This window comes from Alteromonas sp. AWJ4_197 (genome assembly GCF_056160285.1).
In genome coordinates this window covers 119731-138047 of sequence record NZ_JBSWWW010000002.1, presented here as the reverse complement: position 1 = coordinate 138047, position 18317 = coordinate 119731, and the positions used below count along the sequence as shown (strand labels likewise).

General features: G+C 50.1%; 17 protein-coding genes. 15 read left to right on the top strand and 2 right to left on the bottom strand.

Translation table 11 applies throughout. The features are described 5' to 3' along the window. The 7 genes from sufC to ndk all read left to right on the top strand — a co-directional run bounded on the left by sufC (position 1) and on the right by ndk (position 5174). Positions 1–762: a Fe-S cluster assembly ATPase SufC gene (gene sufC, locus ACXAGC_RS04045; protein ID WP_474842622.1), complete on the top strand. Its 762-nt coding sequence runs from the start codon at positions 1–3 to the stop codon at positions 760–762. After that, positions 759–2018: a Fe-S cluster assembly protein SufD gene (gene sufD, locus ACXAGC_RS04040; RefSeq protein ID WP_474842620.1), complete on the top strand. Its 1260-nt coding sequence runs from the start codon at positions 759–761 to the stop codon at positions 2016–2018. The genes sufC and sufD overlap by 4 nt, the downstream gene beginning before the upstream one ends. Then, positions 2015–3232 carry an aminotransferase class V-fold PLP-dependent enzyme gene (locus ACXAGC_RS04035; RefSeq protein ID WP_474842618.1) on the top strand — a complete coding sequence of 406 codons (1218 nt, stop codon included), beginning with the start codon at positions 2015–2017 and terminating at the stop codon, positions 3230–3232. The genes sufD and ACXAGC_RS04035 overlap by 4 nt, the downstream gene beginning before the upstream one ends. Positions 3233–3244: 12 nt before the next feature. Continuing rightward, positions 3245–3601, top strand: a complete 357-nt coding sequence (locus tag ACXAGC_RS04030) for a HesB/IscA family protein (RefSeq protein WP_474842616.1) — start codon at positions 3245–3247, stop codon at positions 3599–3601. A gap of 24 nt (positions 3602–3625) precedes the next feature. Then, positions 3626–4147, top strand: coding sequence for a putative Fe-S cluster assembly protein SufT (gene sufT / locus ACXAGC_RS04025; RefSeq protein WP_474842614.1), 522 nt, complete (start codon positions 3626–3628; stop codon positions 4145–4147). Positions 4148–4168: 21 nt separating this feature from the next. Further along, positions 4169–4582 (top strand): SufE family protein, encoded by a 414-nt coding sequence (locus tag ACXAGC_RS04020; protein ID WP_119503435.1) that lies wholly within the window; start codon positions 4169–4171, stop codon positions 4580–4582. Positions 4583–4742: 160 nt separating this feature from the next. Next, positions 4743–5174: a nucleoside-diphosphate kinase gene (ndk, locus tag ACXAGC_RS04015; protein ID WP_070125710.1), complete on the top strand. Its 432-nt coding sequence runs from the start codon at positions 4743–4745 to the stop codon at positions 5172–5174. A gap of 116 nt (positions 5175–5290) precedes the next feature. Here the strand turns inward: ndk and ACXAGC_RS04010 are convergent, their stop codons facing one another. After that, positions 5291–7426, bottom strand: a complete 2136-nt coding sequence (locus ACXAGC_RS04010) for a M3 family metallopeptidase (protein ID WP_474842612.1) — start codon at positions 7424–7426, stop codon at positions 5291–5293. Positions 7427–7869: 443 nt separating this feature from the next. Here ACXAGC_RS04010 and rlmN point away from each other — a divergent pair, with 443 nt between their 5' ends. From rlmN to der, 8 genes are all read left to right on the top strand, one after another. Next, positions 7870–8988, top strand: a complete 1119-nt coding sequence (rlmN, locus tag ACXAGC_RS04005) for a dual-specificity RNA methyltransferase RlmN (RefSeq protein WP_303573037.1) — start codon at positions 7870–7872, stop codon at positions 8986–8988. Positions 8989–9014: 26 nt separating this feature from the next. Then, entirely contained in the window at positions 9015–10109 is a 1095-nt protein-coding gene (gene pilW / locus ACXAGC_RS04000) for a type IV pilus biogenesis/stability protein PilW (RefSeq protein WP_474842610.1), read from the top strand. A 17-nt stretch (positions 10110–10126) separates the two neighbouring features. Next, positions 10127–11128 carry a RodZ domain-containing protein gene (locus ACXAGC_RS03995; RefSeq protein WP_474842608.1) on the top strand — a complete coding sequence of 334 codons (1002 nt, stop codon included), beginning with the start codon at positions 10127–10129 and terminating at the stop codon, positions 11126–11128. A 2-nt stretch (positions 11129–11130) separates the two neighbouring features. Next, positions 11131–12252, top strand: a complete 1122-nt coding sequence (gene ispG / locus ACXAGC_RS03990; protein ID WP_119502009.1) for a flavodoxin-dependent (E)-4-hydroxy-3-methylbut-2-enyl-diphosphate synthase — start codon at positions 11131–11133, stop codon at positions 12250–12252. A 133-nt stretch (positions 12253–12385) separates the two neighbouring features. Next, positions 12386–13657: a histidine--tRNA ligase gene (gene hisS, locus ACXAGC_RS03985; protein ID WP_474842605.1), complete on the top strand. Its 1272-nt coding sequence runs from the start codon at positions 12386–12388 to the stop codon at positions 13655–13657. A 51-nt stretch (positions 13658–13708) separates the two neighbouring features. Further along, the gene (locus tag ACXAGC_RS03980) at positions 13709–14329 is read left to right on the top strand and encodes a YfgM family protein (RefSeq protein ID WP_474842604.1); all 621 of its coding nucleotides are present in this window, start codon (positions 13709–13711) and stop codon (positions 14327–14329) included. A 20-nt stretch (positions 14330–14349) separates the two neighbouring features. Continuing rightward, positions 14350–15606 carry an outer membrane protein assembly factor BamB gene (gene bamB, locus ACXAGC_RS03975; protein ID WP_119502007.1) on the top strand — a complete coding sequence of 419 codons (1257 nt, stop codon included), beginning with the start codon at positions 14350–14352 and terminating at the stop codon, positions 15604–15606. Positions 15607–15753: 147 nt separating this feature from the next. Beyond that, entirely contained in the window at positions 15754–17199 is a 1446-nt protein-coding gene (gene der, locus ACXAGC_RS03970; protein WP_474842603.1) for a ribosome biogenesis GTPase Der, read from the top strand. A gap of 9 nt (positions 17200–17208) precedes the next feature. Here der and ACXAGC_RS03965 read toward each other — a convergent pair whose 3' ends face one another. Beyond that, positions 17209–18309 (bottom strand): hypothetical protein, encoded by a 1101-nt coding sequence (locus ACXAGC_RS03965; protein ID WP_474842601.1) that lies wholly within the window; start codon positions 18307–18309, stop codon positions 17209–17211. Positions 18310–18317: the final 8 nt, after the last annotated feature.

Genomic DNA, 18317 nt, shown 5'->3' with positions numbered 1-18317 from the left:
ATGCTAAAAATTTCTAATCTACATGCCAGCGTCGAAGAAAAGACCATCATAAATGGTCTGGATCTGGAAATTGGTCCGGGTGAAGTACACGCTATCATGGGCCCTAACGGTGCGGGTAAATCCACGCTGGGCTATGTACTGTCTGGCCGTGACGGCTACGAAGTGTCTGACGGTACGGTAGAACTGAACGGTAAAGACTTACTGGATTTAGACGTAGAAGAGCGTGCCCGTGAAGGTCTGTTCCTGGCATTCCAGTATCCGGTAGAAATTCCGGGTGTTTCTAACATGGAATTCATGAAGGAATCGGTGAATGCCATGCGCGAACAGCGTGGTGAAGAGCCACTGACTGCAGCAGAATTCCTCAAGAAAGCCAAAGAAGCCTGCAAGCAGGTTCAACTGCCGCTGGATTTCCTTAAGCGTGGTGTGAACGAAGGCTTTTCTGGGGGTGAGAAAAAGCGTAACGAAATCATGCAAATGATTCTGCTTGAACCGTCGCTGTGTATTCTTGACGAATCAGACTCCGGTCTGGACGTTGACGCGTTGCAGGTTGTCGCTGACGGCGTAAACAGCCAGCGCAACGACAAGCGCAGCTTTATCGTGGTAACCCACTATCAGCGCCTGCTTGACTACATCAAACCGGACTTCGTACACATTCTGGCCGACGGCAAAATCGTCAAGAGCGGCGATGCGTCACTGGCGCTGGAAGTTGAGAAAAATGGTTACGCTTTCTTAGGTAAAAAATACGAGGAGAGTGAAGCATGAGCCAATGGCTGGAACAAGTCATTGACAACGCTCAGGATGTTTCTGACTTCCTTTCTTCACAACGTAAAAAGTCACTGGCAGCGCTGCAGGAGCAGGGCTGGCCGGGTAAGCGTGCCGAGCAATGGCGTTTTACCCCGCTGACCAGCGTTGAGAAACGTAAAGCAATTAAAGCGAAGGTGACAGAAGAACCTGCTGTGCCGCAGATTGATAGGCTGGATACTATCGATCTGGTATTCGCTGACGGCAAGCTGGTGACTGACATCAATGAACTGTCATTGCCTAAAGGCCTGAAAATCAAGTCACTAAAAAAAGCCGGTGATGACGAACAGGCAGCTATCAAAAGTATTTTTGCGAAGATTAAACCTGCCCGTCACACCTTCGGACTGGTAAATGACGCCGTGTCTAAACAAGGCGTGTTCATCGATGTTGCTGCAGGGGCAAAAATCAAACCGGTTGTGCGGGTTTTGAACCTCAGCACTCAGGCAGGCGATGCCCATACCCGCGTACTGGTGCGTTTGGGTGAAGCGGCCAAGTTGACTGTTATTGAACATGGTGAAGGCACGGCTGACAGCCTGACAACGGCATTTGCTGAATACAGCATTGCAGATCATGCCCAGCTGGAACATTATCGTTTTGCCCTGTTTACCGGTAAAGCGAAACAAATCGGTGGCAGTCACTTTAAGCTCGGTGAAGAAGCCAGCCTGAACAGCACACTGGTTGGCTATGGCAGCGAATTAAGCCGTCTTGATATCGACGTTTGGCATGCCGGTGAGCACGCTAATGCGAAAATGAACGCCATTTATCTGCTGGCGGAAGGTGAACTGTTCGACCTGCATACTACTCTGGAGCACGCTGTTCCGAATGGTACATCAGAAGAAAATGCCCGCGGTATCGTAGGTGACGGTGCCCGCGCTGTATTTAACGGTCGTATCCATATTCACCGCGATGCCCAGAAAACACTGGCAGAGCTGAATAACCGTAACCTGTTACTTTCGCGCCGTTCGCTGATTAACACCAAGCCTGAGCTTGAAATTTATGCGGATGATGTGAAATGTGCTCACGGCGCTACGGTTGCAGAAATCGATGATACGGCACTGTATTACATGCTGAGCCGCGGTATTCCCCGCAGTAAGGCGCTGGTCATGCTGAATTTCGGCTTTATTCAGGAACTGGTTACCCAAATTCCGAAAGAAGCCATTGCTGACTGGCTGCTGCCCAAACTCAGTGAACGTTTTGCCTCTATGGAGGTAAAATGAGTCTGGACGTGCAGGCCCTGAGGGCGCAATTTCCGATCCTCAGCCGTAAGGTGAACGGCAAACCACTGGTTTATCTGGATAATGCAGCAACCACACAGAAGCCACAGGCAGTGCTGGATGCCATTATGGATTTTTACACCACCACGAATGCCAATGTGCACCGTGGTGCTCATGCGCTATCTGATGAAGCCACGCGACGCTTTGAAAAAGCCCGTGACGATGTGGCCGCGTTTATTAACGCGAATGACCGTAAAGAAGTGATCTGGACAGCCGGTACGACCGAAGCCATTAATCTGGTTGCGAAAGGCCTGGGTCAGTTGCTGAAAGCCGGTGATGAAGTTGTGGTAACTGAAATGGAACACCACGCGAACCTCGTGACCTGGCAGCAAGCCTGTAAGGTGTCCGGTGCCACATTAAAAGTTGCGCCCATCTTTGATTCCGGTGAGCTGGATACCGACGCCTTTACTGCGCTGCTGAACACCAATACCCGCCTGGTGGCTTTTCCCCATGTCTCTAATGCGTTGGGTACGCTGAATCCGGTGAAACTGCTCACGGCGAAAGCGAAAGAGCATGGGGCACTGGTGTTAGTCGACGGCGCTCAGGGCATTGCTCATGGCGGTGTGGATGTGCAGGATATTGGCTGCGACTTCTATGCCTTTTCCGGCCACAAGCTATTTGGCCCTACCGGCACTGGTGTGCTGTGGGGACGGGCAAACGTATTGCAGGACTGGCCCGTATGGCTGACCGGCGGTGAAATGATTGCCGATGTGACCTATCAGGATGCGACCTGGGGCGAACTGCCTAACCGTCTTGAAGCCGGAACGCCGAATATTGCCGGTGCTGTAGGTCTTGCCGCTGCGGTTAACTGGTTCTCAGCGTTGGATACCCATGCAGTACAGGCCCATGAAAAGGCATTGCTGGCCAGTGCTCATGAACAGGCTGAAGCCTTTGATGGCATGCGAATTGTTGGTACTGCACCGGCTAAAATGGGTGTAATGAGCTTTATTCTTGATGGCATTCATCCGGCTGATGTGGGTTACATTCTTGATCAGCAGGGCGTGGCTATTCGTACCGGTGATAACTGTGCGCAGCCGCTGATGAAGAAGTTTAATATTCCCGGCACGGCCCGCGCATCATTTTCTATTTATAACAGCCTTGATGAAGTGGACGTTCTGTTCAGTGCGCTTCGTAAGGCTCATATGATGCTTGCTTGATAAGGAGGCAACATGTCCGTAGAAACGTTTATACCCTCTACTACCGTTATTTCTCTGACCGACAGTGCGGTAAAGCACTTTGAGAAAAAAGTCGCATCCAGACCAGGCAGCGTTATCCGTCTGTCTACTAAGGTCAGCGGCTGCACCGGTTACGCTTATGTGCTGGATCTGGCCGATGCGCCTGAAGCAGATGACGAACTGGTTTCTGCCAGCGATGCCCTTACGGTGGCGGTAGCGAAAGATGCGGTGAAGTTTGTCAGAAATACCGAAATTGATTACGTTCAGGAAGGGATCAATGGCGTAATCAAGTACAACAATCCTAATGTCGTGGACGAATGTGGCTGCGGCGAAAGCTTCAATATCGGTTAATACGTTTTGGCTAAAGCACAAAAAATGGTAGTCACGGAACGTGACTGCAAAGCACGCCTTGTTCCGGCCGGGCAAATTTCTACCATTCCCGGCGGGGAGTTCGTCTCTATCACTCAGGAACTGGGTGGCAACTACACCATCACCTGGCGTGGTAATATGTATCGTATCGACGGGACTGATGCTGATGCCATTGGCCGTAAACCGATGGTACTGAATTTTGATGTACCGGCAGACGGCAATATCGATGAGCAACAGGTGTGGGACGCGCTGGAAACGATTTATGATCCGGAAATCCCGATTAATCTGGTGTCTCTGGGGCTGATATATAAAGTGTCTGTGGACCAGGATAAAAAATCTGTTGCTGTAGACATGACCCTGACTGCGCCGGGCTGCGGCATGGGACCGGTACTGGTAGGCGATGTGGAATATCGCATCGGTATGGTGCCCCACGTTGACTCAGTGCAGGTTGAACTGGTGTTTGATCCTCCCTGGTCCCGCGATAAAATGAGCGAAGAAGCACAGCTCGAAGCCGGTTTGTTTTTCTAAGAAAAGGTTTTCAACATGACAATGTCACTCCCCGGTAGCCAGGAAATTATTGATGATCTGGCGTTTTTTGATGACTGGGAACAACGTTATCAGTACATTATCGACCTGGGTAAATCTATCCCCGGGTTGCCGGACGATGAGAAAACGCCGGATAAACTGGTCAAAGGCTGCCAGAGCAGCGTATGGCTTGAGTCACGGGTTGAAAATGGTCTGGTTAAATTTTCTGTAGACAGTGATGCAGTGATTGTTCAGGGATTACTGGCCCTGGTCATGGCGGCGTATAATAACAAAACGCCCCGTCAGATCCTGGATTTTGATGTTGATGCGTACTTTGCAGAACTTGACCTTGAACGTCATATTACCCCCACACGGGGAAACGGCTTAAGAGCTATTGTTGCGAAAATTCAGGCACTGGCCAAACGTTCAGTTAACTGATTTTCTGAGCGTATTGTCATAAAATCGTCATCACCGTATGACTACACTTTCCGGCTGCCTCAAATGGCAGGGAAGTGATTGACGATTCCCTCTGGTCAACTGGCCGGGAATTGCCTATAATTCGCGGCCAAAATTTTAATGATTCATTGGAGACAGAAGAATGGCTCTTGAGCGTACATTTTCTATTATCAAGCCTGATGCGGTAGCTAAAAACGTAATCGGTGCAATTTACAACCGTTTTGAAACTGCTGGTCTGCGCATCGTTGCATCTAAAATGCTGCACCTGAGCAAAGAACAGGCTGAAGGTTTCTACGCAGAACACAAAGAGCGTCCTTTCTTCGGCGCGCTGGTAGACTTCATGACTTCTGGTCCGGTAATGGTTCAGGTACTTGAAGGCGAAAATGCGGTTGTTAAAAACCGTGAAATCATGGGCGCGACTAACCCGGCTGATGCAGCTGCGGGTACTCTGCGTTCTGATTACGCTGCGTCTATCGATGAAAACGCGGTACACGGTTCTGATGCACCGGAATCTGCTGCTCGTGAAATTGCATACTTCTTCTCTGACGAAGAAATCTGCCCGCGCACCCGTTAATTTCTAACGGGCGCGTAAAAAAGGAGAGCACCGGCTCTCCTTTTTTGTGTCTGCAACACAGTGTCTGAGAAGCAGGCACTACGACGTTTATCGCTGTGCCTGGTTCATGCCGTTGCTTAGTCGGTTAAACCCCGACGTTTCATCAGCGCATCTACTGTAGGCTCCTGACCACGGAACTCAACGTAGTTCTCCATCAAATCTTCACTATTGCCTTTAGACAGAATTTCCTTGCGGAACAGATCGCCGTTTTCACGGGTCAGGCCACCATTTTCTGCCATATGGGCAAAGGCATCTGCTGCAAGCACTTCTGTCCACAGGTAAGCATAGTAACCGGCTGAATAGCCACCGGCGAAGGTGTGACTGAAATAGGCGGATTTGTAGCGGGGAGGCACCGGCGCATAATCAATGCCGTGCTTCTCCAGAGCTGCTTTTTCAAAAGCTGCCACATCTTTGACTTCATCATCCGCGCCAATCATGTGCCATTCCATATCCAGCAGAGCTGCTGCCAGATATTCCACTGTGTTGAAGCCCTGGTTGAAGCTGACAGCTTTCATTACTTTATCCAGCAGAGCCTGAGGAATGGGTTCCCCGGTTTTGTAATGTTTGGCGTAGTTTGCCAGTACTGCAGGATCGATAGCCCAGTCTTCATTAAACTGAGACGGGAATTCAACGAAGTCACGGGCCGTGTTCGTACCGGCCAGGCTGGGATATTTTACCAGCGAGAACAGACCGTGATCTGCGTGACCGAATTCATGGAACAGGGTAGTGGTTTCGTCGAAAGACAGTAAAGTGGGTTCACCAGGCGCCGGCTTAACAATATTAAGCTCATTGTAGACAACAGGCTTAGTGCCATTCATGAACGACTGGGTAACGAATTCACTCATCCATGCACCACCGCTCTTGCCTTCACGGGCGTAAGGGTCGAAATAGAATAGGCCAATGTTAGAACCATCTTCGTTGAAGACTTCAAACAGACGGGCGTCTTCAACATACACAGGTAAATCAGTACGCTCTTTAAAGGTAATGCCGTACAGCTTTTCCATCGCAAAGAACAGGCCGTTTTCCAGCACAGAGTTCAACTCGAAGTAAGGTTTAACTTCACTGTCGTCCAGATCGTATTTTGCCTTACGGACTTTCTCAGCATAATACGCCCAGTCCCACGGCTGTACATCACCTGCTACGCCATCAGCGTGCATGACTTCTTCAATGGCAGCCGCTTCTTCTTTGGCTTTTTCCACTGCCTGCGGTGCCAGGTCGTCCAGGATCTTAAAGACATTTTCAGGTTTCTTCGCCATCTGGTTTTCAATGGCATAGGAGGCCCAGTTAGGGTAACCCAGTAATGCTGCTTTCTCAGCACGCAGGTGTGTCAGTTCCAGAATAATCGGGCCGTTGACATCCATCGCACGGTTCGCTGATTTTTCCCAGATTTTCTTGCGCAGCTCACGGTTTTCCAGGCTGGTCAGAATGGGTTGGCGGGTGGTGTTAACCAGGCTGATCATATAGCCTTTTTTATCCGCACCTTCTGCCGCTGACTTCAGGCTCGCTTTGTCGCTGTCAGAAAGACCGGCCAGTTCAGATTCATCAGTAACGATGATGGTGTCGTTTTTAAATGATGCCAGAATATTCTGCGAGAACTGAGTTTGCAGCTTTGTGATCTGCTCATTTATGCCACGTACCTTCGCTTTCTGCTCTTCAGTCAGGTTGGCACCGGCGCGGACAAACTGCTCGTAGGTTTTTTCCGTCAGACGCTTGTCTTCTTTATTCAGGCTGTCTTTATTTTCATAAACGGTTTTTACCCGTTCAAACAACTTGCTGTTCAGATGAATGCTGTCACTGTGCGCAGTGAGGCGCGGTGACATTTCAGCTTCAATACGCTGAATTTCTTTATCAGAAATGATACTGGATAAGTTAAAAAAAATGGTAGCAACGCGGGTCAGCAACTCACCGCTTTTTTCCATTGCCAGAATGGTATTTTCAAACGTGGCCGGAGCTTCATTACCTGCAATGGCATCTATCTCTGCAGTATGCTCTTCCATGCCAAGTTCAAAAGCGGGTTCATAATTCGCAGTCTCGATTTTATCGAAATCCGGCGCCTGATAGTCCAGCGTACTGGGCTTTAACAGCACGTTTTCAGCTTGCACAGTTTTCTCCTCAGCAGATGCTGTGGCAGAGTGGGATTCTTCTTTGGCAGGGCTGCAGGCGGTCAGTGCCAGTGCGGCAGCTATCGCTGTTGCCATTAGTGATTTTCGCATTAGGTTCTCCATTGATGTCCCGGTTTGTTTTCCGGGTTATTGTTGTAACCGGTGAGAGGCTTCATAGAGGAACACAGGTTCCTTTGAAAACCGGCTTCATTCCTACTCTAGCAACACCGGCGTGAGCGGACAATATTAGCAGTCCCGCTGAACTGCATGTTTATCGTGAAAACTCAGATTTCACCGCTTTCTAAGCCGGTTTCCCTATGATAGAATGCGCGGCTAAAATTTGTGCAGTCAATGCAGTGCCGGTAAAGCGAATTTTCACTGTTACCGCCCGTTCCTGCGGGCCCTTTCAGGCGGTTTCTTCCGCCGTCACCGGCAAGCTCTCACGGAAGACATTTATTCGTACCCCGCACGGCATGTATCTGTGTATTTTACGGGGCCGGACTGCTGCACGTTATGAATATGATTAAGACAGAATTCGGGGTCATCGACGACTTATGGCAAAGACAAACCTTTTAAATCTGAACCGCGCAGCTTTGCGGGAATTTTTCGCTGACATTGGCGAGAAGCCTTTCCGTGCTGACCAGGTGATGAAATGGATTTATCAGCAAGGTGTCAGCGATTTTAATGAGATGAGTAATCTTAATAAAAACCTGCGGGCTAAATTGCTGGAAAATGCAGAAGTTGTTGCGCCTGAAATTGCTTACTACCAGGAAGCCAGCGACGGTACAATTAAGTTCGCTCTGGCGCTGGAAGGCGGACAGGAAGTAGAGTCTGTGTGGATCCCTGAAGCAGAACGGGCCACCCTTTGCGTATCCTCGCAGGTTGGCTGTGCGCTGGAATGTACGTTCTGTTCCACGGCGCAGCAAGGTTTCAACCGTAATCTGTCTGTCAGCGAAATTATCGGTCAGGTATGGCGTGTGGCAACCTTCCTGGGCCTGTCGAAAGATACATCTAAGCGACCCATTACCAATGTGGTAATGATGGGCATGGGTGAGCCACTGCTCAATCTTAAGAATGTTGTACCTGCTATGGATTTAATGCTGGATGACTTTGGTTTTGGTCTGTCAAAACGTCGTGTCACACTGAGTACTTCAGGTGTTGTTCCTGCGCTGGATATGCTGGGCGATCAGATTGACGTAGCGCTGGCTATTTCTCTGCACGCTCCGACAGATGAACTTCGCAATGAAATCGTTCCTATCAATAAGAAATACAATATTGAGACGTTTCTTGCCGGTGTACGCCGTTATCTCAGTAAGTCCCGCGCGAATCAGGGCAAGGTAACCGTAGAATACGTTATGCTGTCGAACATAAATGACAGTACCGACCAGGCGCACCAACTTGCAAAAGTGCTGAAAGAAACACCGTGCAAAATTAACCTTATCCCGTTTAATCCGTATCCGGGTTCACCTTACCTGTGTTCAAGCAATTCCCGTATTGACCGTTTTGCCAAAGTACTGATGAGCTATGGCCTGACAGTGGTTGTGCGGAAAACCCGTGGCGACGATATTGATGCTGCATGTGGTCAGTTAGTAGGCGATGTGGTCGACCGTACGAAACGAATGTTAAAGAAACAGATGAAAGGTGAAGCGATTTCAGTAAAAATGGCGCAGTAAGGAATTAATTAAGAGGTAGGAGCTTCATGCGATTAGGCGTACTTGCTCTCGTTATTGCACTGACAGGATGTGTAAGCCAGAACCAGCAAAACGGGTATTCTGGCGATGATTTTGATATGGAACAGGCCGCAAAGACCCGAATTTCTCTGGGCCTGACTTACCTTAAAAACGGCAATTACCAGCAAGCCAAAGTGAATCTGGACAAAGCGCTGGAATTCGCTCCCAGGTATGCTGACGCGCATTATTCGCTGGCATACTATTACCAGACCGTGGAAGAGTGGGGCAGAGCTGAACAGTCTTACGAGAATGCTTTGGATCTGGCGCCCCGCAATGCCGAAATTGCCAACAGCTACGGTGCTTTTCTTTGTCAGCAGAAAAAATATGACAAAGCTAATGACTTTTACAGCAAAGCACTGAATAACCTGCAATATGCAAATTCAGCGCAAACCTACGAAAATATGGCTATCTGTGCCGCTGACCAGGGCAAGCGTGAAGAAGCCATCGGCTATCTTACAAATGCGCTGAACCATCAGCCCGGCCGTTCCAAAAGCCTCTTCATGCTGACTCAACTGTACGTTGAAACCGGACAATGGGACGAGGCTGAATCTGTTATGCGCCGGTACGAGCGCGTTTCCCGTGTGAGCCCCGAATCTGTGACGCTGGCTATCGCTATTGCTGAAGGGAAAGGGGATGCAGAGACCGCGCAGGGATATGGTGAAATGCTGGTCACTATGTATCCTCAGAGTGAGGAAGCAAAAGCTTACCGGGAAAGCATTATCCGTAAAGCCAATGCCTCTGCGCAAATAGTGCGCCGGGTCAAACCGAAGGCAGAGGTTCAGGCTAAAGCGCAAAAGGTGGTCAGCCCTGAAAGCGCTCCGGTCAGCAAAGAGCCTGCTCCGGTACAAAATACAGCTGCTGCTGTACAGAATGAACCGCAACCTGATTTACCGGTACTGGAAGACCCTCAAACCCGCTATCATGAAGTGAAACCGGGCGAAAATTTGTATCGCATTTCGCTGAAATACAACATTAAAATGTCGCGCTTACAGGCCTGGAACAAACTCGCCGATCCCGGTGATATAGAGGTAGGTATGCGTTTACGTCTTTCGCCCGAAAAATAACACTCACAAGGTATTCAATGAGCACAAACGAAAACCAGGTTGATGAACAGAACACGGCTCCCACTCCCGGCGAAATGTTGCGGGATGCGCGGGAAAAAGCCGGATTAAGTCAGCAACAAATGGCTGATAAACTGTTTCTGAAACTGAAAAATGTCGTGGATATCGAAAATGATCATCTGGACGAGGCAATGTCGGCAACGTTCCAGAAAGGCTATGTCCGCATGTATGCCAGACAACTGGGCATTCAGGAAGCGCCTGTCATCGACAGTTTTAACCGGCTGCACACTGTCACCAGACCGCCGGCACGTTTACAGAGTTTCTCAAAGCGCGTAGCAAAGCAGGCCCACGACGATCGCTGGATGATGGTCACCTGGATCATGTTGCTGTTACTGGTGGTGGCGCTGGTTGCCTGGTGGTATCAGCAGTCTGACAGTTTGACGTTCTCTGACCCCACGGTAGAAAAAGAAGCTGTAACAACCCGCTCAGTATCGCCGCAAGCAGCAGACCCGGCTGTCAGCGAATCTGTACAACCATCACTTTCAGCGGCTGAGGAAGTTTCAGACACCGCAATTGAATCTGCTGCTGCGGAGACGAACCCTGAGGATACAACGCCTTTGCAGACTGACATTGAGCCTGAAGGTGACCAACCTGAAGCTGACGTATCAGCTGCAGCAGAAAGCGCACCGGAGCAGAGCAGCGGCGACATGACCGGCGTTGATGATGCCTCCCCGGCCGGTGACAGTACAGAAACCACTGATATTACCGGCGCGGCCACTGTGGAACTGGTATTTACCTTTGCCGAAGATTGCTGGATTAATATCGAAGATGCCACTGGCGAAGCTATCGCTTATGGCGTGAAAGCCTCCGGACGGGTGATGCCTGTAAGTGGCCAGCCGCCGTTTAAAGTAACTTTAGGTGCACCTGATGGTGTGAGTATTACCTATGACGATGAAGCCGTTGATATTTCCGCGTTTCAGGTTGGCAGAATCGCCCGCTTCACGTTACCAATGCAGGACTAATCATGTTTACTGAAAGCCCCGTCAAACGTCGTAAATCTACGCGCATTAATGTGGGAAGCGTACCCGTCGGTGATGGTGCACCCATTGCTGTACAGTCTATGACCAATACGCCGACAACGGATGTCGATGCTACTGTGGCTCAAATCAAACGTATCGTCGCGGTGGGCGGTGAAATCGTGCGGGTCTCTGTACCTACGATGGAAGCGGCAGAAGCATTTAAAGCTATCCGTGCACAAGTCTCAGTGCCTTTGGTGGCAGATATCCATTTTGATTACCGCATTGCCCTGAAAGTGGCGGAATATGGCGTAGATTGCCTGCGTATTAACCCCGGCAACATTGGCAACATGGAGCGGGTTAAATCTGTGGTGGATTGCGCCAGAGACAAAAATATTCCTATCCGTATCGGTGTGAACGGTGGTTCACTGGAGCGGGACCTGCAGGAAAAGTATGGCGAGCCTACTCCCGAAGCGCTGGTTGAGTCAGCCATGCGCCACGTTGATATTCTGGACAAGCTTAATTTCGACCAGTTTAAGGTCAGTGTGAAAGCCTCCGATGTATTCCTGGCTGTCGGTGCATACCGCTTGCTGGCTCAGCAAATTGATCAGCCGCTGCATCTGGGTATCACAGAAGCCGGCGGACAACGTGCCGGTGCCGTGAAAAGTGCGGTAGGTCTGGGTATGTTACTTGCTGAAGGTATCGGAGACACCCTGCGTGTTTCTCTGGCCGCTGACCCGGTTGAAGAAATCAAAGTCGGTTTTGATATCCTTAAGTCGCTGCGTATACGCTCAAGAGGCATCAATTTTATTGCCTGTCCGAGTTGCTCCCGTCAGGAGTTTGATGTCATCGGTACGGTGAACGCACTGGAACAGCGTGTAGAAGATATTTTAACGCCCATGGATGTGTCCATTATCGGTTGTGTTGTTAACGGACCCGGCGAGGCTGAGGTGTCTGATTTAGGTCTGACCGGCGCGCGCAATATGAGCGGTTTCTACGAAGACGGTAAACGTCAGCGTGAGCGTCTGGCTAACGATGACCTGGTGGATCAGCTCGAGCGTCGTATCCGTGCAAAAGCGTCCCGTCTGGATGAAGCAAACAAGATTCCGGTCTCGGTAAAAGAATCGTAAAATCTGTAGGGCGAAGTGCGGCACAATGAGATAACAAATGCGCTGCTCCGCCGTCAGGGAAGTAACATTGTTGTTTAATACTAAAGCCCCTATAATGCGGGGCTTTTAAGTTTCAGGTAAATGAGAATTTCAGGTGGCTAAGACAATTCAGGCAATCCGTGGAATGAACGACTGCCTGCCGGAAGTGTCCGGTACGTGGCAGCGAGTGGAGTCCACCCTGCGTCAGGTGGTAGCCAGTTACGGTTATCAGGAAATCCGTACTCCTATTGTAGAGAGTACCGATTTATTCAAACGCTCTATCGGTGAAGTGACTGATATCGTTGAAAAAGAAATGTATACCTTCGAAGACAGAAACGGCGACAGCCTGACACTGCGTCCCGAAGGCACGGCGAGCACAGTTCGCGCCGGTAATGAACATGGTTTGCTATATAACCAGCAGCAACGTCTGTGGTACATGGGACCCATGTTCCGTCACGAGCGTCCGCAAAAGGGCCGTTACCGTCAGTTTCACCAGTTTGGTGTAGAGACCTATGGCCTCGACGGACCGGATATCGATGTTGAAGTGATCCTGCTGAGTGCCCGCATCTGGAAAGCATTTGGCATCAGTGATCAGGTGACCCTGCAAATTAACTCGCTGGGCTCTAATGAGGCCCGTCGTCTGTACCGTGAAGCGTTGACTGAGTATCTGCGGGCACGTGCTGACCAGCTCGATGAAGACTCTCTCCGCCGTCTTGAAACCAATCCTCTGCGTGTGCTGGACAGTAAAAATCCCGATGTGCAGGCGGCGATTCAGGATGCGCCATCACTGCTTGATCACCTGGACGAAGAATCCAAAACACATTTTTCAAATTTATGTGAACGATTATCGCAGGCGGGCATCCAATACGAGGTTAATCCACGACTAGTACGCGGGCTCGACTACTACAACCGCACTGTTTTTGAGTGGGTAACAGACAGTCTGGGCGCTCAGGGCACAGTGTGTGCCGGTGGCCGTTATGATGGTCTGGTTGAGCAGTTGGGTGGCAAAGCCACGCCTGCAGTGGGTTTTGCTATGGGTATGGAGCGGCTGGTATTGCTGTTAACTACCTTGCAGGCCACTGAGCAGGATAATATTGCAGCCGATGTGTATGTTACCTCAATGGGGGCTGATGCCTATGCCCTTGAAGTGGCTGAGCTGCTGCGGGACAGTTGTCCTTCCATGCGGGTAATGATGCATTGCGGTGGCGGCAACTTTAAGAAGCAGTTGAAGCGTGCTGATAAGACCGGCGCAGGTTATGCTGTGTTACTTGGCAGCGAAGAAGCTGAGAATAAAGTAGCGACAGTGAAACCGCTGCGTTCTGACGGTGAACAAAAGACGGTAGCGCTGGCTGAACTGGCCGGTATGTTGTCAGAGTTAGTGGATTAAGTGCTGCCGGCGGGCAGCCGGCAGGAAGAAGTCGATTTAGAGGTTAAGTACATGGAACATTTCGCCACAGAAGAACAACAAGTCGAAGCGATTAAAAAGTTTTGGAAAGACAATGGCGCGGCCATTGTGATTGGTGCTGTATTAGGTCTGGGTGGCCTGTGGGGCTGGCGTTATTATTCTGATGCCCAGCGCACAGCAAAAGAACAGGCCTCTGCGGACTATCAGGTGGCAGTTGAATCTATTGAAGCTGATGGCAACGCCGGCAAACTGGACAGTTTTCTGGGCAAAACAGAAAGTAGTGGATATGCCACTATCGGTGGTCTGGTTGCTGCGCAACAAGCCGTAAGCAACAACGATTATGATGCGGCTGTGAAAGCACTCACAGCAGTAAAAGACCAGGCAGAGGATGCGCACCTGGCAACCATTGCTTCACTGCGTCTTGCCCGTATTCAACTGGAACAGGGTAATGGCGATGCCGCGCTGTCTACGCTTAAAGCGGTTAATGACAGTGCGTTTGATGGCAACGTGAAAGAAATCGAAGGCGATGTCTATGTGGCGCAGGAAAAATATGACGCGGCACGCATGGCTTACACTGAAGCGTTAGAAGCCGCCAGCGGTAATGTTCTGCTGGAAATGAAGCTGGACAATCTGCCAGTTCTGGCAAGCGAATAACTATAACAGAGGTATCGGATTTGTTAACGAAAACGTGTGGCCGTACAGGCCGGATTACACGGGCTGCGGGACTGGCGCTGGCGCTGTCAGTATCGCTGTCAGGATGTACAACTATTTCAGACTGGTTTGTCGATGACGAAGAGTTAGAAATCCGCAGACTCGCGCCACTGGACGCACAGTTTGTACCCACAGTGAACTGGGAAGCAGAAGTGGGTGAGGGAATCGACAGCTATTTCTCACACCTGCGCCCTGTGTATGCCAATGAGAAATTATATGTTGCCGACCGTCATGGCACGGTAGCGGCACTGGATCCTGAAAGTGGTGAAACATTATGGGAACAGAACTTTGCTATCTTCAAAGATGAGGGCATGTTCTCGTCTGTAAGCAATCTTTGGAAAAGCGGTGCATCTGCCAAAATCGGCGGGTTGTCTGTTGACGGAAGCCGTGTTTTTGTTGGTACTGAAGATGGCGTACTGATGTCACTGAATGCGGAAACCGGTGAGGTAAACTGGACGCAAACCGTTAATGGTGAAATTCTTGCTTCACCGGTTACCGGCGACAATCTGGTTATCGTTAACACGGGCTCAGGTATTCTTTATGCACTGGACGTTGAAACCGGTGAGCAGGTCTGGGAACAGGTTGGCGATGTACCGCCATTGACCCTTCGCGGCATTTCTACCCCTGCTGTCAGTAACGGTGGTGTGATTCTGGGTACGCCTACAGGTAAGATTCAGGTGAACATTCTGGATTCCGGACTGATTGCCTGGGAAACACCGATTACAGCGCCGAGCGGTGCGACTGAACTTGAACGTATCGTTGATGTGGATTCTGCGCCCTTAATGTATGGCGGCACTATTTACGCTATTTCATATAACGGTACGCTGGCAGCGGTTGAGTTACGTTCAGGGCGGGTTATCTGGAAGCGTGAATATGCCTCCTACCGTAATGTGACGATGGACGGTAATACCTTGTACGTAGTTGATAACAACTCTCACGTGTATGCACTGGACCGTCGTAACGGTGTTGAACTGTGGTCGCAGAGCGGCTTGAAAAAGCGCGTACTGACGGCCGCTGAGCCAGCCGGTGACTATCTGGTTGTGGGTGATAAGTGGGGCCTGCTGCACTGGATCAACAAAGAAGATGGAAAAATTGTCGCCCGGTACGACCTGGGCGGTGACGATGAAGATGAATCAGTATTCGCAGCCCCTGTTTATACCGGTAACGCGGTCATTGCCGTTACCCGTGAAGGTGATGTTGCTTCGTTTTCCGTCCCTTAAGTATTACGTCATCCAATCTCTTTTTCGCGCTGTTCCGGTTTAGCTGACGGCGCCTGCTAATATAGGGTATAATCGCCCGATTCATTCAGTAGCCGCGATTTCCGCGGCTACTGCATTTTTAAACCAGTTTATTTTAGGACTTCAAGCATGTTGCCTGTTGTTGCCCTCGTGGGTCGCCCGAATGTGGGTAAATCTACATTGTTTAACCGATTAACCAACACCCGTGATGCACTGGTTGCAGACTTTCCCGGTTTGACCCGGGACCGGAAGTACGGGCAGGCGACCTGGGAGCAAAAGCAATTCATTGTTGTAGATACCGGCGGTATCACCGGCGATGAAGAAGGGATTGATGCAGAAATGGCGCATCAGTCGCTGCGAGCTATTGATGAAGCTGACGTGGTTCTGTTCCTCGTTGATGCCCGTGCAGGCTTGTTACCTGCGGATATCGGCATTGCAGAACACTTACGTAAAGTGAACAAGAAGCTGTTTGTCGTTGCCAACAAAGTCGACGGCATCGACGGCGACAGTGAAAGTGCTGACTTCTATACTCTTGGTCTTGGCACCATCCACCAGATTGCTGCCGCTCACGGCCGGGGCGTGTCTCTGTTACTGGAGCAGGCTCTGACACCTCTGGCTGAAGAATTTCCGGACATGCAGGTGCAGCCAAAAGAGGTTCATGAAGAACTGGACGCTGAGCAGCAGTTAGAAAGGCTGAAGAACCTCCCGGTTAAACTGGCGATTGTAGGCAAACCCAATGTGGGTAAATCCACGCTGACCAACCGTATTCTCGGTGAAGATCGTGTGGTTGTGTTCGATATGCCGGGTACCACCCGTGACAGTGTTTACATTCCTCTTGAGCGTGACGGGCGGGAGTATATCCTCATTGATACAGCCGGTGTGCGCCGCCGTAAGCGCGTTGCTGATGCAGTAGAAAAATTCTCTATTGTTAAAACACTGCAGGCTATAGAAGAAGCCAACGTTGTATTAATGGTGATTGATGCCCGTGAAGGGATTGCGGATCAGGATCTCAGCTTACTGGGTTACATTCTGAATTCCGGCCGTTCTCTGGTGGTCGCAGTGAATAAATGGGACGGTCTGAGTACAGACATTAAAGATGATATCAAGCGGGAGCTTGACCGTCGTCTCGGCTTTATTGACTTTGCCCGTTTGCATTTTATATCGGCTCTGCACGGCTCCGGTGTGGGTAATTTGTTTGAGTCAGTGATTGAGGCTTATGACAGCGCTACCCAGCGTGTGGGGACGGCTATGCTTACCCAAATCATGGAAATGGCTCAGGCAGAGCACCAGCCTCCAATGGTTCGTGGTCGTCGTGTGAAAATGAAATACGCCCACGCCGGTGGTTATAACCCGCCTGTTATCGTGATCCACGGCAATCAGGTCGACGATCTGCCGGGTTCTTATAAACGTTATCTGATGAACTATTACCGCAAGTCACTGAAAGTGATGGGAACGCCTATTAAAATAGAGTTCCGTGAAGGGGCGAACCCGTTCGAAGGTAAGAAGAATCAGCTTACGCTGGCGCAGCAACGCAAACGTAAGCGTATGATGGCATTCCACAAAAGCAAAAAGTAAGCCCCGCTCTTATTGCGCTGATGACATACCTCTGATGGTTTTCATCAGCGCAGATTCACCCGGTACTTCAATGACCGGCAGCGCCGCTGACACCAGGTTATCAGCTATTCTGGGTGGAAATGTGGTGGATAATGTCACCAGCTTGTCTTTCATTTCAAAAACATAAGTCGTCGCGAATAATGGCTCACCGAGTTCATTTTCTGCGTGCACGGCCATACGGTAACCATTAAGGCGTTGTGAATCCGAATTTACCGTGAAAGCTGATACCGGGCTGTCAGTGATCAGTGTAAGTCCCTGTGAGGCCGACATCTGTGTCGCTTCTTTCAGATTTTCTTCCAGTGCTGCCTGCAGCCTTTGCGATTCAGGCATGGATAAGTCCATCAGCACCGGTCCGACAGTAATATCTATCAGTGCGTCATCAAATTCAGGGTGGCTGTAACGGCTGATAATGCCTTTAAACGGATCGGGATAATACTGGGTATCCTGAAGGGTAAATTCGCCGATGGATTGAGGCAGGACCAGCTCTGAATTGTAGTCGCTGGCACCCAGCGCGGTGAAAAGGTATTCAGCAGAGAAAACAGATTTGCGTAACGACGCCAGCCACCAGGTGTCCAGTATTTCTGATGCAAGTTCAGTGACAGGCTTTTCCGTTTTCGAGTAGGTTTCAAATCGTTGAGAGTCTATTTCCACACCACGCCATTGCACGGTGAATTCAGTAAAATAATGCGGCGTGGTATTTGCCGGCCATAAGCCTGCTGTAGCTGAGTGAAGTGAGACGCCGTCATTATCGTTATCAGCAACCTGTGCTGACAATGATGCTATGAGGATCTCATAGTCAGCGGCATCTGACTCTGTCAGTACATCATCAAACCAGTTCTTTTCTTTGAGAATAGCGGCAAATTCATTCCCGGCAATAGCATCTTCCATACAACTGTCAGTGGTATTGACCTGTTGACAGCGTGCACTCATGGTATCGCCCGGCCAGGTGGAAAACAGTGCTACGGGAGCCGCAACATGATATTTGGGTAAAAACGAAGGCGCGGGTTTTTCTGGCACTTGCTGACAACCGGTTATCAAAACCAGTGGCAACAGACTGCAAACCTTATTCACAAAGATTC

Bases quoted from the DNA above. Each gene is read 5' to 3' on its own strand.
- der (WP_474842603.1), top strand. From the start codon at position 15,754: ATGTTGCCTGTTGTTGCCCTCGTGGGTCGCCCGAATGTGGGTAAATCT.
- sufC (WP_474842622.1), top strand. From the start codon at position 1: ATGCTAAAAATTTCTAATCTACATGCCAGCGTCGAAGAAAAGACCATC.
- rlmN (WP_303573037.1), top strand. From the start codon at position 7,870: ATGGCAAAGACAAACCTTTTAAATCTGAACCGCGCAGCTTTGCGGGAA.
- ndk (WP_070125710.1), top strand. From the start codon at position 4,743: ATGGCTCTTGAGCGTACATTTTCTATTATCAAGCCTGATGCGGTAGCT.
- ACXAGC_RS04010 (WP_474842612.1), bottom strand. From the start codon at position 7,426: ATGCGAAAATCACTAATGGCAACAGCGATAGCTGCCGCACTGGCACTG.
- ACXAGC_RS03980 (WP_474842604.1), top strand. From the start codon at position 13,709: ATGGAACATTTCGCCACAGAAGAACAACAAGTCGAAGCGATTAAAAAG.
- ACXAGC_RS04035 (WP_474842618.1), top strand. From the start codon at position 2,015: ATGAGTCTGGACGTGCAGGCCCTGAGGGCGCAATTTCCGATCCTCAGC.
- ispG (WP_119502009.1), top strand. From the start codon at position 11,131: ATGTTTACTGAAAGCCCCGTCAAACGTCGTAAATCTACGCGCATTAAT.
- pilW (WP_474842610.1), top strand. From the start codon at position 9,015: ATGCGATTAGGCGTACTTGCTCTCGTTATTGCACTGACAGGATGTGTA.
- ACXAGC_RS04020 (WP_119503435.1), top strand. From the start codon at position 4,169: ATGTCACTCCCCGGTAGCCAGGAAATTATTGATGATCTGGCGTTTTTT.
- sufD (WP_474842620.1), top strand. From the start codon at position 759: ATGAGCCAATGGCTGGAACAAGTCATTGACAACGCTCAGGATGTTTCT.
- sufT (WP_474842614.1), top strand. From the start codon at position 3,626: ATGGTAGTCACGGAACGTGACTGCAAAGCACGCCTTGTTCCGGCCGGG.
- ACXAGC_RS03995 (WP_474842608.1), top strand. From the start codon at position 10,127: ATGAGCACAAACGAAAACCAGGTTGATGAACAGAACACGGCTCCCACT.
- ACXAGC_RS04030 (WP_474842616.1), top strand. From the start codon at position 3,245: ATGTCCGTAGAAACGTTTATACCCTCTACTACCGTTATTTCTCTGACC.